The sequence below is a fragment of the Actinomycetota bacterium genome (assembly GCA_016700055.1).
Classification (GTDB): domain Bacteria; phylum Actinomycetota; class Acidimicrobiia; order Acidimicrobiales; family Ilumatobacteraceae; genus Kalu-18.
Map to the genome: position 1 here is coordinate 3036623 of CP064997.1, position 14313 is coordinate 3050935.

General features: G+C 68.5%; 16 protein-coding genes. 10 read left to right on the top strand and 6 right to left on the bottom strand.

Annotated elements, in window-relative coordinates; translation table 11 throughout:
* Window positions 1-34 precede the first annotated feature (34 nt).
* The 3 genes from IPM43_14700 to IPM43_14710 all read right to left on the bottom strand — a co-directional run bounded on the left by IPM43_14700 (window position 35) and on the right by IPM43_14710 (window position 3295).
* Window positions 35-463, bottom strand: a complete 429-nt coding sequence (locus IPM43_14700) for an amidohydrolase family protein (protein QQS24623.1) — start codon at window positions 461-463, stop codon at window positions 35-37.
* 224 nt (window positions 464-687) lie between these two features.
* Complete coding sequence (locus tag IPM43_14705) at window positions 688-1335, bottom strand: response regulator transcription factor (GenBank protein QQS24624.1); 648 nt, start codon at window positions 1333-1335, stop codon at window positions 688-690.
* Entirely contained in the window at window positions 1259-3295 is a 2037-nt protein-coding gene (locus IPM43_14710; GenBank protein ID QQS24625.1) for a hypothetical protein, read from the bottom strand. The genes IPM43_14705 and IPM43_14710 overlap by 77 nt, the downstream gene beginning before the upstream one ends.
* A 157-nt stretch (window positions 3296-3452) precedes the next feature.
* Here IPM43_14710 and IPM43_14715 point away from each other — a divergent pair, with 157 nt between their 5' ends.
* The 5 genes from IPM43_14715 (at window position 3453) to IPM43_14735 (ending at window position 8630) form a co-directional block, all read left to right on the top strand.
* Window positions 3453-4142, top strand: a complete 690-nt coding sequence (locus tag IPM43_14715) for a hypothetical protein (protein QQS24626.1) — start codon at window positions 3453-3455, stop codon at window positions 4140-4142.
* Window positions 4143-4160: 18 nt separating this feature from the next.
* On the top strand, window positions 4161-5165 hold the full coding sequence (locus IPM43_14720; GenBank protein ID QQS24627.1) for an ATP-binding cassette domain-containing protein: 1005 nt from the start codon (window positions 4161-4163) through the stop codon (window positions 5163-5165).
* Window positions 5162-5923, top strand: coding sequence for an ABC transporter permease (locus tag IPM43_14725; GenBank protein ID QQS24628.1), 762 nt, complete (start codon window positions 5162-5164; stop codon window positions 5921-5923). The genes IPM43_14720 and IPM43_14725 overlap by 4 nt, the downstream gene beginning before the upstream one ends.
* A 687-nt stretch (window positions 5924-6610) precedes the next feature.
* A complete protein-coding gene (locus IPM43_14730; protein QQS24629.1) occupies window positions 6611-7066 on the top strand; it encodes a sigma-70 family RNA polymerase sigma factor in 456 nt (151 codons plus the stop codon).
* 310 nt (window positions 7067-7376) lie between these two features.
* Window positions 7377-8630, top strand: a complete 1254-nt coding sequence (locus IPM43_14735; protein ID QQS24630.1) for a hypothetical protein — start codon at window positions 7377-7379, stop codon at window positions 8628-8630.
* Between the two features lie 60 nt (window positions 8631-8690).
* Here IPM43_14735 and IPM43_14740 read toward each other — a convergent pair whose 3' ends face one another.
* On the bottom strand, window positions 8691-9002 hold the full coding sequence (locus tag IPM43_14740; GenBank protein QQS24631.1) for a hypothetical protein: 312 nt from the start codon (window positions 9000-9002) through the stop codon (window positions 8691-8693).
* 287 nt (window positions 9003-9289) lie between these two features.
* Between IPM43_14740 and IPM43_14745 the strand changes: the two genes are divergently transcribed.
* The 5 genes from IPM43_14745 to IPM43_14765 all read left to right on the top strand — a co-directional run bounded on the left by IPM43_14745 (window position 9290) and on the right by IPM43_14765 (window position 12376).
* On the top strand, window positions 9290-10756 hold the full coding sequence (locus IPM43_14745; GenBank protein ID QQS24632.1) for a CotH kinase family protein: 1467 nt from the start codon (window positions 9290-9292) through the stop codon (window positions 10754-10756).
* An 82-nt stretch (window positions 10757-10838) separates the two neighbouring features.
* A complete protein-coding gene (locus IPM43_14750; protein QQS24633.1) occupies window positions 10839-11480 on the top strand; it encodes a dihydrofolate reductase family protein in 642 nt (213 codons plus the stop codon).
* Window positions 11481-11530: 50 nt separating this feature from the next.
* Window positions 11531-11761: a hypothetical protein gene (locus tag IPM43_14755; GenBank protein ID QQS24634.1), complete on the top strand. Its 231-nt coding sequence runs from the start codon at window positions 11531-11533 to the stop codon at window positions 11759-11761.
* Entirely contained in the window at window positions 11751-12065 is a 315-nt protein-coding gene (locus IPM43_14760) for a type II toxin-antitoxin system PemK/MazF family toxin (GenBank protein ID QQS24635.1), read from the top strand. Before IPM43_14755 ends, IPM43_14760 begins: the two co-directional genes overlap by 11 nt.
* A 14-nt stretch (window positions 12066-12079) precedes the next feature.
* On the top strand, window positions 12080-12376 hold the full coding sequence (locus IPM43_14765) for an antibiotic biosynthesis monooxygenase (GenBank protein ID QQS24636.1): 297 nt from the start codon (window positions 12080-12082) through the stop codon (window positions 12374-12376).
* A gap of 2 nt (window positions 12377-12378) precedes the next feature.
* Here IPM43_14765 and IPM43_14770 read toward each other — a convergent pair whose 3' ends face one another.
* Together IPM43_14770 and IPM43_14775 are read right to left on the bottom strand one after the other, a co-directional pair.
* Window positions 12379-12726 carry a nuclear transport factor 2 family protein gene (locus IPM43_14770; GenBank protein ID QQS24637.1) on the bottom strand — a complete coding sequence of 116 codons (348 nt, stop codon included), beginning with the start codon at window positions 12724-12726 and terminating at the stop codon, window positions 12379-12381.
* 36 nt (window positions 12727-12762) lie between these two features.
* Window positions 12763-14259: a leucyl aminopeptidase gene (locus IPM43_14775; GenBank protein QQS24638.1), complete on the bottom strand. Its 1497-nt coding sequence runs from the start codon at window positions 14257-14259 to the stop codon at window positions 12763-12765.
* Between the last annotated feature and the right edge of the window lie 54 nt (window positions 14260-14313).

The following is a 14313-nucleotide window of genomic DNA, read 5'->3' on the forward strand; positions in this document are numbered from 1 at the left end:
ACAGCTGTTCGACACTCGATGGTAGTGCGACCGATCACCGTGGGGACCCTCGCTCGGCGTCGCCCACCGGAGGTGACGAGTCGCCCCCATTCCCGCGAGCAGCGCACGCGGCCAGCAGGCGGTGCCCGTGACTGGCGGCGAGCCGTTGAAGAAGGGCTGGCTCACCATCGACACCGTCGGCGCTGAAGAAGCTGCAGTGCTCGATCGAGTCCGCACCGACGGCGAGCGCGTCGGCCACGGCCTGCCTCCTGTCGTGGAACCAGTCGCCGGTGAGGGAGAGGTAGTTGCGGTCGCCGAGGTCGCGGATGGTCGTGATGCCGACGGCAAGCGCCCGCTGTGAGGAGAGCCGCATGCGGAGCAGCAGCGCGCCGTCATCGTCAGTGTCCAGCTGGGCCACGGGGTTGGTCGACGCGTCGAAGGCGAGGTGCTGGTGGACGTTGATGAGACCCGGCAGCAACGTCATGCCTCCTTCGTCGGTCGGTTCGTTCGCGATCGTGCGCGATCGGGCCGGTCGGGGGAAGGAGGCTTCGCAGTGAGCGTGGTCAATGTCACCGATACATGGGAGAGCTCGGTTCGATCGACGGGGCCCGCAGCGGCAGCGGGCTTCGCCTGCACGAAGTCGCGACTCGAGAGCTCGGCGGCCCAACCCCGATCGTGCACGAGCTCCATGAGCCACCCGGTCAGCTCTCAGGTGTGGTGTACGCCGTCGAGGTAGGCGAGGACAGCGAGCACACGGCGATGGGAGTCTTCGCTGTCGGCGATGTCGAGCTTGGTGAGGATGTGGCGGATGTGGGCTTCGACGGTGCGTTCGCTGACCACGAGCCGGTCGGCGATGGCGGCGTTGGTGAGTCCTTGGGCCATGAGTTCGAGCACGCCCCGCTCGCGCTCGGAGAGCCGGCTGACGGGTCCGCTGTCGGCGGGCGCGACGAGGTTGGCGACCACCATCGGGTCAAGGGCTGACCCTCCCGCGGCGATGCGCTCGGCGGTGGCGAGGAACTCGCCGACTTCGAGCACGCGGTCTTTGAGGAGGTAGCCGAACCCGCCGAGTGCGACCAGGTTCACGGCCTGGGCGGTCTCGATGTGCTGGGACAGCAGCAGCACGCCTACGCCGGGATGCTGCTGCTTGATCGAGCGGGCGGCGCGGGCGCCTTCGTCGGTGAAGGTGGGCGGCATGCGAATGTCGATGACGGCGAGCTCGGGTTGCTCGCGTGCGATGGTGGCGAGCAGCTGGTCGGCGTCGCGGAGGGTGGCGAGGACGTTATGGCCGCCGTCGCGGAAGAGGCGGGCGAGGCCTTCGCGCAGCAGCGCCTGGTCCTCGGCGATCACGACGCGCACGGGAACTCCGCGATGAGGGTGGTGCCTTGGCCTGCGTCGCTGTCGATCGTGAGGCTGCCACCGCGGGCCGCCACCCGATCGGCGAGGCCGGCGAGTCCGGAGCCCTGCTGGGCGATGGCGCCTCCGACGCCGTCGTCGACCACGGCGACGACGAGCCTGCTGTCTTGGTGGATAGCGCGGAGCTGGACCTTGGTGGCCCGGGCGTGCTTGACGGCGTTGGTGAGCCCTTCGCAGGCGGTGAAGTAGGCGGCGGCTCGACCTCGGTCGGGTAGCGATCGCCGTTGGCGACGACCTCGACGGGCAACGGCGCCCGCCGGGCGAGGTCCCGCAGCGCGGGGCCCAGACCACCGTCGAGCTGGGCGGGTCGTAGGCCGCGGGCGAGCTCGCGCAGCTCGTCGATCGCCACGGTGATCTCGGCGACGGCGTCGTCGAGGGTCCGGTTGACGTCGGGATCGACGCCTGAGCCGAGCGCGTGCTGGGCGTGGCGGAGCGCCAGCCCGATGGACACCAGCCGCTGTTGGGCGCCGTCGTGCAGGTCGCGTTCGAGCCGTCGTCGCTCTTCGTCGCCGGCCGCGACGATCCGCGCCCGTGAGGCTTCGACCTCTTCGAGCTGGCGGCGCAGCCCGACCCGTAACCGGGCGATCTCGATGGCGAGGACGCCGACGTCGAGCACCTTGGGGACCGTCGAGCCGCGTTCGGCAAGCTCGGCGGGGGCGACGACGGTGCCCAGGGTCGTGCCGGCGTGCCGGATCGGCCAGCGCCGTCGCCCGTCGTCGAGATCGTCGGCCACGGGCGCTCCGGTGAGATCGACAGCGAGTTCGCTGTCGGGCAGGAACAGGCGGAGGTGGAGGTCCTCGACGTCGAGGGCTTCGCGCAGGACGTGCTCGATGTCCTCGGGGACGGCGCGGCCGGCTCGGAGGTCGTCAAGGAAAGCGGCCATCCGTTGGAGGGCGTCGAACCTGGCCCGGTTGAATCGACGGTCGACCGCGTCCTGGAGCCGACGGCGGAGGGGCCCGAACATCGCGGCCACGGCCAGCGTGGCGCCAGCGGTGCTCCACGTCGAGCCGTGACCGACGGCCGCGCCGATCACGACGACCGTCACCGCGTAGGTGGCGGCGAGCAGCACGCTCAGCGCGCCGTAGGCCAGGGTGCGGCTGATGACCAAGTCGATGTCGTAGAGGCGGTAGCGCAGGATCCCGATCGCGGCCGCAACTGGCATGGCGGTCAGCGCCAGTGCGGTCAGCGGCCTCACGACCGGAGCCACGCTCCACAGCAACGCAACCATCGGCAGGATCACAGCGGCGCACATGGAGGCGAACACGAACCATCGCAGCTGGAGCCGTTCGACACCGGATGAGCGGCGGAGGCGCTGCACCAGCGGCAGGATCGCCACCACGAACGAGCCGAGGAGCAACGGCATGCCCAACGCTTGCAGCACATCCGTCGGTGCACCCTCGATGGCGTACGGGTTGCGGCCGCCGACGAAAAGGTCGCCGATGTCCGGGGACAGGGCCCAGCCGGGCAGGACTAACGCGACGCCGACCAGGTTGGCCCAGGCGACGACCGCCCAGCCCCGCCGGATCAGGTGCCCGTCGGGGAACAGCAGGAAGGTCAAGACGCCCGCCGGGACGCCGACGATCCAGCTTGACAGCGCGACCCATTCGGCGAAGGGTCCCGCCGGCCACCCCTGCTCGGCGGCCCGCAACCCCCAACCCTGCGCCAGATCCGCCGCGAACGCGGTGAACAGCGCGTCGGCCAGGAACAGCCAGCCGATCCGGTGGCCCGGGTAGCGGGACACGATCAGGGCGCCCGCGCCGGCCATGGCCACCGCGTAGAACCCGTACAGCACCGTGTCGTAGGTGGGCTCCAAGCCCCACGACAACGCGACCGCAACGACCTCTACCGCCAGCGTCACCACGAACAGCAACGCCGGAAGGCCACGCACGGGCAGGCCGCTCACAGGAGTGATTGTCCCAGCAGCCCGCTTTACCGGCAATCGTGCCGGCGCGCAACGACGAGTACGCGCTGGCGCGTAGTGAAGATGCGTCCCTGCCCTGATGACCGGACGCACACGCGGTGCGTACAACGGCACCACGCGAACCACCCAGGAGGATCTCATGGCTACCACCAGCATCGTCCAGGCCCGTCGAGGCCCGGCGAATGTCGGGTTCATTGCCGCTGGAGCGTGCACCGCCGTCGCCGGTGCGGTGCTCCTGTTCGGCCTCCAGCCCGTCACCGATGTCTCTGACGACATGTGGCGCTACCCCTGGTCCAACAGCGGCGCCTTCGTCGCGTTCTCGCTGTTCAGCGCGGCCCTCCACGGCCTGGTCATCGCCGGCCTCGTCGCGTTCGGCCACAGCGGCGCTGCCGGCCGATCCCGAACCGCGACGATCGGCGTCGCACTCGCGATCGCCGGTACCGCGCTGCTACAGGTGGGCGAGCTGGCGTCCATCCCCATCCGCGACGCCGAGGTCGACGACACCAGCGCCGGGATCGTCGGCGCCATCTTCGGTATCGGCGGCACCGCGTCGACCATCGGGTTCCTGCTCACCGGGTGGGCGACGCTGCGGGCCGGCGTGTGGAACGGCTGGCGCCGCTTCACCCCGCTCGCCGTCGGCCTCTGGCTCGTCATCCTCACCCCGGTCACCCTCGCCGCGCCGACGCTTCTGCACGGCGGCGTGGGCGTCTACGGGCTGTGCCTCCTCGCCATGGCCGTCGCCCTCTACACCGCGCCCACGCCCACCGTCACCTCCGATCCCGCGGCCGCAGCGATCCCAGGCGTCGAGCCACATCTGGAGCGCGCATGAGCACGAGCGTGCGTCGAGATGATCACCGGCGAGGAGAGCCCTCCCGACTCACGGCAGCGAGGAGCGACTGATGCGGTGTTGCGACAACGGAGAGCGGCGGTGACGGCGGCCATCGAGCTGTCCGGGCTCACCAAGTCCTTCGGAGACGTTCGGGCCGTCGACGACATCAACGCCGTGATCGAGTCCGGAGAGGTGACTGCCTTCCTCGGGCCCAACGGCGCCGGCAAGACGACCACCCTACGGATGCTGCTCGGGCTCGTCATGCCGACCAGCGGCACCGCGACCTTCGGCGGCAGGCGCTACGACGAGTTGCCTGACCCGCTCCGTCACGTCGGCGCAATGCTCGAAGCCTCCGGCTACCACCCCGGTCGCACCGCGCTCGACCACCTGCGCGTTCTCACCACCGCGGCGAAGCTGGACGCGGACGCGCCCATGCGTGTCCTGGCTGCCACCGGGCTCGCCGAGGACGCGCGACGAAGGGTCGGCGAATTCTCCCTCGGCATGCGGCAGCGTCTCGGCCTCGCGGCGGCGTTGCTCGGCGACCCGGCAGTGCTCATCCTGGACGAGCCGACGAACGGTCTCGACCCGCAGGGCATCCGATGGCTGCGCGGGTACCTTCGCCAGCTCGCGGGCGAGGGGCGCACCGTGCTCGTCTCCAGCCACGCGTTGAGCGAGGTCGAACAGACCGCCGACCACGTGCTCCTGATCGCCAAGGGGCGCCTCGTCCGGTCATCGACCCTCACCGCCCTGCGCGCCGAGGCTGGCGTCGGCTGCCGCGTCCGCACACCGCAGCCGGAGCGACTGTCCACTCTGCTCGACGCCACCGGCCACCGCCACCGCCACATCGACGGGGAGCTCGCTGTCGACGCCGCCGCCGAGCAGGTGGGCGAGCTCGCCGCAGCACACGGAGTCGTGCTGCACCGCCTCACCGCAACGGCCGGGCTGGAGGAGGCCTTCTTCCGTCTCACCGAGCAACCCGGGCGGGTCAACGACGCGGTGTCGCTGGAAGGGGCGTCGGCGTGAACGCGCTTGTTCGCGCCGAGCTTCTCAAGCTGCGCAGCACCCGCATTCTTGCCGGGCTGCTGGTCGCCACCCTGGGCTTCGTGTTGCTGACGGTGATCTTCACCGTCCCCTCAGCCGGCGCGACGAACAACGCGCTCTCCCTCGACGACCCCGCCCTCCTGGCCCGCATCGTCGGCGACAGCTTCGGCGTGCCCCAGGTGACAATGCTGCTCCTGGGGGTGCTCGCGTTCACCCAGGAGATCCGCTACGGCACCATCACCTCTACGTTCCTGGTCGAGCCGCGCCGCACCCGGGCCCTCGTCTCCAAGGGCCTGACTCTCGTCCTCTCCAGCGTCGTGCTCACGGCAGGCGCACTCGTCGTCTCGATCGTCGCCACGACGACGTTGATCCGAACTCGCGGCGGCAACGCGACGTTCGACGCCGAGGTCTGGCAGGTGGTCGCAGCGGCGTTCGTCGTCATGGCGCTCTACGGCGTCATCGGTCTCGCCGTCGGCGCCCTGCTCCGCAACCAGATCGTCGCCGTGGTCGCCTCGCTGATCTGGATGCTCGCCGCTGAGCGTTTGCTCATCGACGCACTCCCGGCAATCGGACGGTGGACACCGGGAGGAGCCACCTTTGGGCTGCTGCAGCTCGGCCCGACAGTCGCCACGAGTGGAACGCTGTTAGACGCACCCATCGGTGGCTTGCTCCTCGTCGGATACACCGCCGCCGCAGCGGCCCTCGCGCTCGTCGTCGCGCCACGCAGAGACGTCCTCTAGCGACGCGCCGCCACGCAGATCCACCGTCCCATCTCGGAATCGGCCGAAGCTGTCGTCGATGCCCTCGCTCAGGCGCCGGCTGGCTATCCGGCCGCCGGACTCATCGCAGATGTAGATGTCGTGGTGGGCCTCCGCCCAGTCGTCTCCTACGAAGATCACGTGCTGATCGCCTCCCGGTGTTGTCGGTCCTGGACTCGAACCCGGAGGACCTCCCGCACGGCCTAATGGATCAGTGCTCGAGGCACGACACCCCATCGGTGCTACGGACCAGTCCTCACCTACCAGCCGGGGCGCGCTCTGACACCAGAGATCGGATCTCAGGCGAGGGAAGTGCTCACCGGCTGGCCGGCGGGCCCGGAACCAAGTCCTACTCGACCTGGTCTGCTCCCATTAGGCGAGGATGGTTGAGCGGCATTCGGCGACATCGCGATCAGCCACCGCGCAAGCGGCGCCAACCGCTTGTGGATCGAGTCCTTTCGGCTCGCCGCCCGTGTAGTCGCCTGCGGTGTCGCCCCTCCGACACCAGATGACCAGGGCAAACGCCCTGGTCATTGTGCTTTTCGGGTTGGTCGGGTGGTGGCTCGGGGCCTGTTGTCCGCAATTTGTCAGCAGTCGCGCGTCGCGATGTTCTGTGCCCGCAAGTCCCGGTGCGAACCGTGTCACGATTTCGCGCTTGGGGATGACTTGATGGGTGTGACCTTCGAGGTGTTCGTTGATGCGCACGGTCGACGGTTGCGCGCGGCGTTGGTGGCTGCGTTCGGGGTTGATGTCGGCGCCGACGCGTGCGCAGAGGCGTTGGCGTACGGCTGGGAGCATTGGGAGCGGGTCGGCGCGATGGAGAATCCGGCGGGCTATCTGTTCCGGGTGGGTCAGAACGCGGGTCGCAGAGCGGCGAAGCGGAGACCGTTCTTCCCAGAACCGCCGAGTGGAGAGTTGCCAGCATTCGAGCCGGCGATGCTCCCGGCGATCGCCGAGCTGTCAGAGCCGCAGCGGGTGTCGCTCGTCCTGGTGCATGGCTACGGCTGGTCGATGGTGGAGGTCGCAGCGTTGCTCGAGGTGTCTCATTCCACGGTGCGCACGCATCTCGCGCGTGCGTTGAGCGCTCTTCGCAGAGCTTTGGAGGTCGAGGTCCATGCTGACTGACGATGACGTGGCTACTCGGGTGGCCGACTACTTCGGTTGGCTCGACGATCAGCTCGACAGGACGGGTTCGGGCCAGTGGGCCGCCGAGGCGTCCGTGACGACCCCTCGCCCTCGGTCGAGGATGTTGCTCGGTGCCGTTGCAGCGACTCTGGTTGTGGTGTTGCTCGGGGGGCTGGCGTGGTCCATGGGATGGCGTGACTCGGGGTCGCCCGCCGTGGTGCCCGTGGGCTCGGGCGTGCCCCGTACGACGCTCCCGGACGATTCGGCCGTCACAAGTGGTTCGGCGCTTCCTGATCCCCCGGTCGACGGCATGCCCGCGGATGCGGTGCTGCGGGCATCGGTCGACACCGACATCGGTGTGTTCAAGATCTATGACCATGCCGCTTCCGAGACGACCTGGGTCGTCGTTGATGGTGACGCGGAACCGATCAACGGAAGCAGGGCGGTCGCCGAGTATTCCGCTGCGGAGATCGAGGACGGCGCGTGGGGTGTTTTCGGCGAGGTGCCCGACCGCTTCGCATACGGGCTGGTTCCTCCCGACAGCAACGGCTACGACGTGGTAGCCGGCGATGTGACGGTGAGCCCGGACGCGTCCGGCTTCTGGTGGACATGGCTCCCGGCCGACATCGAGAGCTTGACGATCACTGGGCCGCGAGGCACCGTGGCGGTGGACCTGACGGTGGAATCGGCAGCCACGACGACTACGGCCGTGACGGTGCCGGGTGAGCGCGCCCCGACAAGCGGGTCCATCGACCGGCTCGCGATCGGCGACCAGGTGATGTTGGGTGCCGCGCCCTCACTTGCCGAGGAGGGCTTCGTCGTCGACGCGGTCGTAAGCCGCCAGTTCCACGAGGTCAACTACTTGGTTGACGAGATGGTGCGGCGGCGTCAGCTCGACGACGCCTCCGTGGTCGTTCTCCACCTCGGCACCAATGGAACCGTGATGAGCGACGATCTCGACGCGGTGCTCGACGCGCTGGCGACGGTGCCGCAGGTCATTCTGGTGACGTCGACCGCCGACCGGGATTGGACCGCGCCGAACACCGAGCTGTTCCGGCAAGCTGCTGCCGCTCACCCCAACGTCGAGCTCCTCGACTGGGGTGCGCTCGTGGCCGACTGCGAGGGTGACTGTCTATTCGAGGACGGCATCCATCTCACTCCCGACGGCAACCGGTACTACACCCAGGTCGTGGCGGACGCGGCGACTGATCCGAGGTTCCACCGACCCGAGATCATCGAGTCGGGCGATGTCGTCACGGCGCGGATCATTCCGGCCGCCAATGTCGCACTTGCCAACTCGAGCGCGGGCTTCCAGATCGTCGAGGCCGCGGATGGGCGGTTCCTCCAGGCCGACCTCGGGGAGGCTGTTCCTCCCGATGGTGCAGAGTTCTGGACGCTGTCGATCAACGGACGTCTCCGCACGCAGACGACAGCTCGTCAGGGGAGTCTGCTCGGCACGAGGATCGATCCGGAGGTGTACGGCGACAGCTTCACCGTCTCGCTGAACGCGATCACGGGCGACGAGGTTCTCGCGTCGACTGGCGACGTGCCGATGACGGATTGACCGCCAGCGGGTCAGTTGGAATCGGTTCCGAACACACTGCGCGCCACCGTCTCGGCGGCCTCACTCTGCATCGGTGGAGTCACGTGTGTGTAGAACGTAGTGGTCGTCGTGTTGGCCACGACCGAGACGGAGCCTGCGTTCGGCGTGCTCAGCGCGCAGTCGGCGGAGCATCGTCACCGTGCCGGTGTCGAGGTGGATCTTGTGCGGCGTCTTGGTCTTCGGGAACTCCTTCACGATCACCTGCTGCTGGACCGTGACGACCTGGCGCGAGATGACGGCCGTCGCCTGGTCGAGGTCGATGTCGCTCCACCGCAACCCGAGGCACTTGCCGCGACGGCATCCGCTCGTTGCGAGGAACAGCCACGCCGGCACCGCCGCCCGCGATCAAGCGAGCTGACCGCGCGAAACCCGGGGCACACGAAAGCGACGCTGTGGACGCGTGAGCGCCGGCTAACAGGAGTGGCCGAGCAACTTGGCGTAGCCCATGAGTTCGGAGGTCCCGCGGATCCTGGGCGGCGTTGCAGGTGAGTGCCGTGCAACTCATGGCCAGGTCACAGCGAATTGCCAGGTGGGCGTTGTACATCAGGACGTCACCGCCCATTCCTCCTCGTTTGCCTCGGCGGTGAACGAGGAGCCGACCTTGTGTGAGACGTGCTTCGATGACACCCAACTTCTGTCCGGCTCGCCGCTGGGCGGCCACCCTTGTCGCCGTCGCCTTGACGGCGGCCGGCTGCAGCTCTGGCGACGATTCGTCGCTCGCCGTCGCCGCATCGGCCGAACCGACGAACGCACCGGCCGCGACCGACGACGACGCCGTCGCCGCCGATCCCACGGCGCCACCGGTCACGACCAACCCGGAGACCACTTCGGCCGACCAGGCCGTGTCACTGGCCGGCGCGGACGTGTTCGACCCCACCGTCGTGCACGAGATCTCGGTGACCTTCGACGAAGCCGACTACGACGCGCTTCTAGAGGCGTACTCGGCGACCGGTGACAAGGAGTGGATGCAGGTCACCGTCACGATCGACGGGGCCACCTACGAGGACACCGGAATGCGCCTGAAGGGCAACTCGTCGCTCATGGCGTTGGGGAGAGACTCGAACGCCGAGTCGGCGGCCGGGTCGCCCGAGACGCTGCCGTGGCTGATCCGACTCGACCGGAACGTCGACGGCCAGACCCACCACGGTTACTCCGACATCGTGATCCGGTCGAACAACACCGAGACCTCGCTCAACGAGGCGGTCGCGCTCGCCCTGCTCGACGAGGCAGGGCTTGCGTCCCAGGCCGCCGCCCCGGCGAGCGTGTCGATGAACAACAGCGACCCGGTGCTGCGCCTGATCGTGGAGCACCCCGGCGACGACGCCTGGCAAGACGCCAGCTTCGAGGCCGACGGGGCGCTCTTCAAGGCGGAGGCCTCCGGCGACTGGAGCTACCGAGGCGACGACCCCGACGCTTACACCGACGTGTTCGATCAAGAGGGTGGCGACGATCTCACCGACTTGACCCCGCTCATCGAGTTCCTCGACTTCCTCAACAACAGCGACGACGACACCTTCGCAGCCGAGCTGTCCGAGTACCTCGACGTCGACGCCTTCGCGACCTACCTCGCGATGATGGACCTGATCGAGAACACCGACGACATCGACGGTCCGGGCAACAACTCCTACTTGTGGTGGGACGCCGCGAGCGGCCGGTTCACCGTCGTCCCCTGGGACATGAACCTCGCCTTCGGCGGGTTCGGCATGGGACCTGGCGGTGGCTTCCCCGGCGGCGGTCGTGGCGAGTTCCCCGCCGGCACGGCACCGGAAGCGTTTCCCGATGGAACGCTCCCCGATGGAGCGATTCCCGGAGGTACCCCACCAGAGGGTGGGTTCCCTGGCGGCGCAGGAGGGATGCGCGGTGGACGGTCGAACCCCCTCGTCGAGCGCTTCCAGGCCAACGAGGAGTTCGCTGCTCTTTACCGGCAGCGCCTCACCGAGCTACGTGCCGAGCTGTTCGAGAGCGGCACCGCCGAGACGATCCTGCAGAACTGGGTGAACACGCTGAGCACCCACGCCACTCACTTGGTCTCTGCCGACACGATCACGGCCGAGGCCGAGACCATTCGCTCTCTCCTTTCCGACTGAAACGCCGGAAAGCCCGATCATCCGGCACGCTTGCGGGTGAGTGGTTGTCCTCGATGAACAACCACAACCCCAAGGAGCCGCCATGTCGCGCGTCCGCGTTCACAGCTTTTCGATCTCGCTCGACGGGTTCGCCACTGGTGAGGGGCAGGCTCTCGACGCGCCGTTCGGCCACGCCGGGCATCGGCTCCACGAGTGGCTGTTGGCCACTCGGTTCGCCCACCGCGAAGTCCTCGGCGAACCGGGCGGCACCGAGGGTTTCGACAACGCGATGGCCGACCGTCATGGACCGGGGATCGGTGCGGAGATCATGGGTGCCGGCAAGTTCGGCCCTCCGGGCTGGCAGGACGACCCGGATTGGCGCGGGTGGTGGGGCGACGAACCGCCGTTCCACACGCCGACGTACGTCCTGACCCATCGTCCGCGCCCGTCGCTCCCGATGGCGGGTGGTACGACGTTCCACTTCCTCGACGCCGCGCCGGTGGATGCACTCGAGGTGGCGCGGGATGCAGCTGCCGGTCAGGACGTCCGCATCGGTGGGGGCCCGACTGTGGTGCGCGCGTTCCTCGCCGCCGGTCTCGTCGACCACCTGCACGTCGTGCAGGTGCCGATCCTGCTCGGCCGCGGGGTTCGGCTCTGGGACGGCTTGGAGGGGTTGGAGCAGCACTACGAAGTGGAGACGGTCTCGACGCCGAGCGGCGTCACCCACCTCACGTTCACCCGATGACCACACGGTGCGTAGTTGAGATGTCTTACGGTACGTCGTATGGTTGTCATATGCCGGTGGTCAACTTCCGAACCGACGAACGCTCCGAACGAGCCCTTGCTGAGCTGATGGCCGACGGGTCGACTGCGTCAGACGCGATCCGCCAAGCACTCGTCGACGCCTTGCGGTTTCGTCGGCGCGAGCAGATGCGCCTCGAGTCACTGGCACTGATGAACGACGAAGCCGACCGCGCTGAGAGCCGCAAGGTGCTGTCGGAGATGGATGAACTTCGTGCGTGGTGACATCCATCGACTCCGAGCCCCGCGTGGAGCGCGCAAGAGCGAACAACGGGGCAGTCGGTACGCCGTCATCGTGCAGTCAGATGATCTGATGCTGTCGACCGTGCTCGTGGCGCCCACATCCCGGTCTGCACCGCCACGCATCTTTCGTCCGACGATCACGGTCAACGACGAACAGACTCAGGTCTTGATCGAGCAGACGTCGGCCGTTGCGCCCGAGCGGCTCGGCGAATTCGTCGGGCGCCTGACGTACGAGGAGCTGGTAGCGCTAGATGATGGACTGCGTCTCGTCCTCGAACTCGATTGACAGAATCAGACCCCATGATCCTCGAGCACGCCGTCTTAGATGTCATCCCGGGTAAGCAGGAGGAGTTCGAGGAGGCGTTCAAACAGGCCAAGGCCATCATCTCCTCGATGCCGGGGTTCCTGTCGCTGCGCCTTACGCGTTGTGTGGAGCGCGACGAGCGCTACCTGCTGCTGGTGGAGTGGGATCGGCTGGAGAGCCACACCGAGGGCTTCCGCGGCTCACCCGAGTACTCGAGGTGGCGAGAGTTGCTCCACCACTTCTACGACCCGTTCCCGACCGTTGAGCACTACGCGCCCCTGAGCGGCCTCTGAGCTCAGCCTCGATCGGCGACGAAGTAGGTGAGCCGGCGGATCCGGCCGCCGTCGATCTCGAACAGGTCCATCACGTGTAGGGCGGGCGCGCCCTGCAACTCGATGGCGATCTCGGCGGCGACGCGGTGGCCGGCGACGAGGTAGGGGCCGAGCGGCCGGGGCGTCGGGCGGGCGGCGGCGATCGAGGCGGCGTAGAACTCGTCGATCGCCGGCCGGCCGCGCACCACCGTTCCAAGCCCGATCAGTTCGGCGTCAGGGTGAAAGAGCTCCGCGACGCGCCCGTCGGCGGCGCGGATCGCGGCGAAGTACCGCTGCACCACATCGATGGGGCTGGGTTCGGGTTCGGTCATGGCGATCCTGGCGACGTCGCGGAAAGCACTCTCAGTTCACACTTGGGCGGGGAACCGTTCGAGGGCCTCGACGAGCAGTCGGGCGCCGAAGCCGCTCATCCCACGCGTCTTCCAGCCCGCAGGCTTGGCGACGGCTGCGACACCGGCGATGTCGATGTGCGCGAACGGCACGCCGTGGACGAAGTGGGCGAGGAACTCGGCGGCGCTGGATGCACCGGCATCGGCGAGCCCGAGGTTCTTCATGTCGGCCACGTCGGAGTCCAGCTCCTCTCGGAAGTGGGCGCCCATCGGAAGTTGCCAAAGCGGCTCGGCGGTCGTCTCGCCCGCGGCGCGCAGCAGGTCGACGAGCTCCTGGTCGGTGCCCATCACGCCGGCGATCTCCGTGCCGAGTGCCCGCATGCAGGCTCCGGTGAGCGTCGCGATGTCGATGATCGCGTCCGGTTGCAGCTCGCTCGCCAACACCAGTGCATCGGCCATCACGAGACGACCCTCGGCGTCGGTGTTGAGCACCTCGACGGTGGTGCCGTCACGGTGGGTGATGACGTCGCCCATCTTCATGGCGCTGCCCGACGGCATGTTGTCGGTGCACATGATGTAGGCCGTCACCCGGGAGGGCACAGCGAGCTGCTTGAGCACGAGCATCGCGGCGAAGACCGCGCCGCCGCCCGACATGTCGTTCTTCATCATCGCGTGCACGGCATCGCCGGGCTTGATGGCGAGACCACCCGAGTCGTACGTGAGGCCCTTGCCGACGAGCGCCACGTGCCGGCCGTTGGCGACCGACGCGTCCGGCTGGTACTCGAGCGTGATCAGACGGGGTTCCTCGTCGCTGCCCCCGTTCACGGCGATCACCCCGCCGCATCGTTCTTCGAGCAACCACGCGCGGTCGTGCGTCTCGACGCTCAGCCCCCGCTGCGGCCCGATGCGCTCGGCGACGGCAGCCCAACGCACCGCGGTCAGATGCGCCGGGGGACAGTTGGCGAGGTCGCGAGACACACAGTGCGCCAACGCCTCGAGATGACCGCGCCGCGCAGCGTCGATGAGCACTTCCGTCGCTCCGCCAGCAGTCACGATCGTGATCGCGCCGACCTGCGTCTTCGAGGGCTCGCGTCGGAGCGCGTCCCACGAGTACCTGGCCAAGATCACGCCCTCGACCAGACCGCGCACCACTTCCGGTGAGGCCTCGACCGAGCCCAGGTCGATCGAGAGCCCGGACGCGCTCGGGAGCGACGAGGCGATCGCCGCGCCGGCGCCACGGGCGGCATTGAGGTCGACCGCGCCGCTGCCGACACCGACGAGCACCATGGGCGGTGCCCCGGCGAGCAGATGGGTTTGGCCGGGCTCGGCGGTGAAGCCCGCCGACCGCAGCGACGCCGCGTCGAATGGATCGGGCATTCCCGAGTCAGCGCGGACGAGAACGGCGCGCAGGCCGGCGTCGGAGGCGGCGTCGTCGACACGGACGTCGATGGATTCGATGGTCCCGAGTGACGGGATCGGGTCGAACTCGTCTGGGACAGGTATCGCGCGGGTCATCTGATCGCCTCCTGGCTTCGCTCACCGAGCATGGCAGTCCGACCTCGGGTCGGA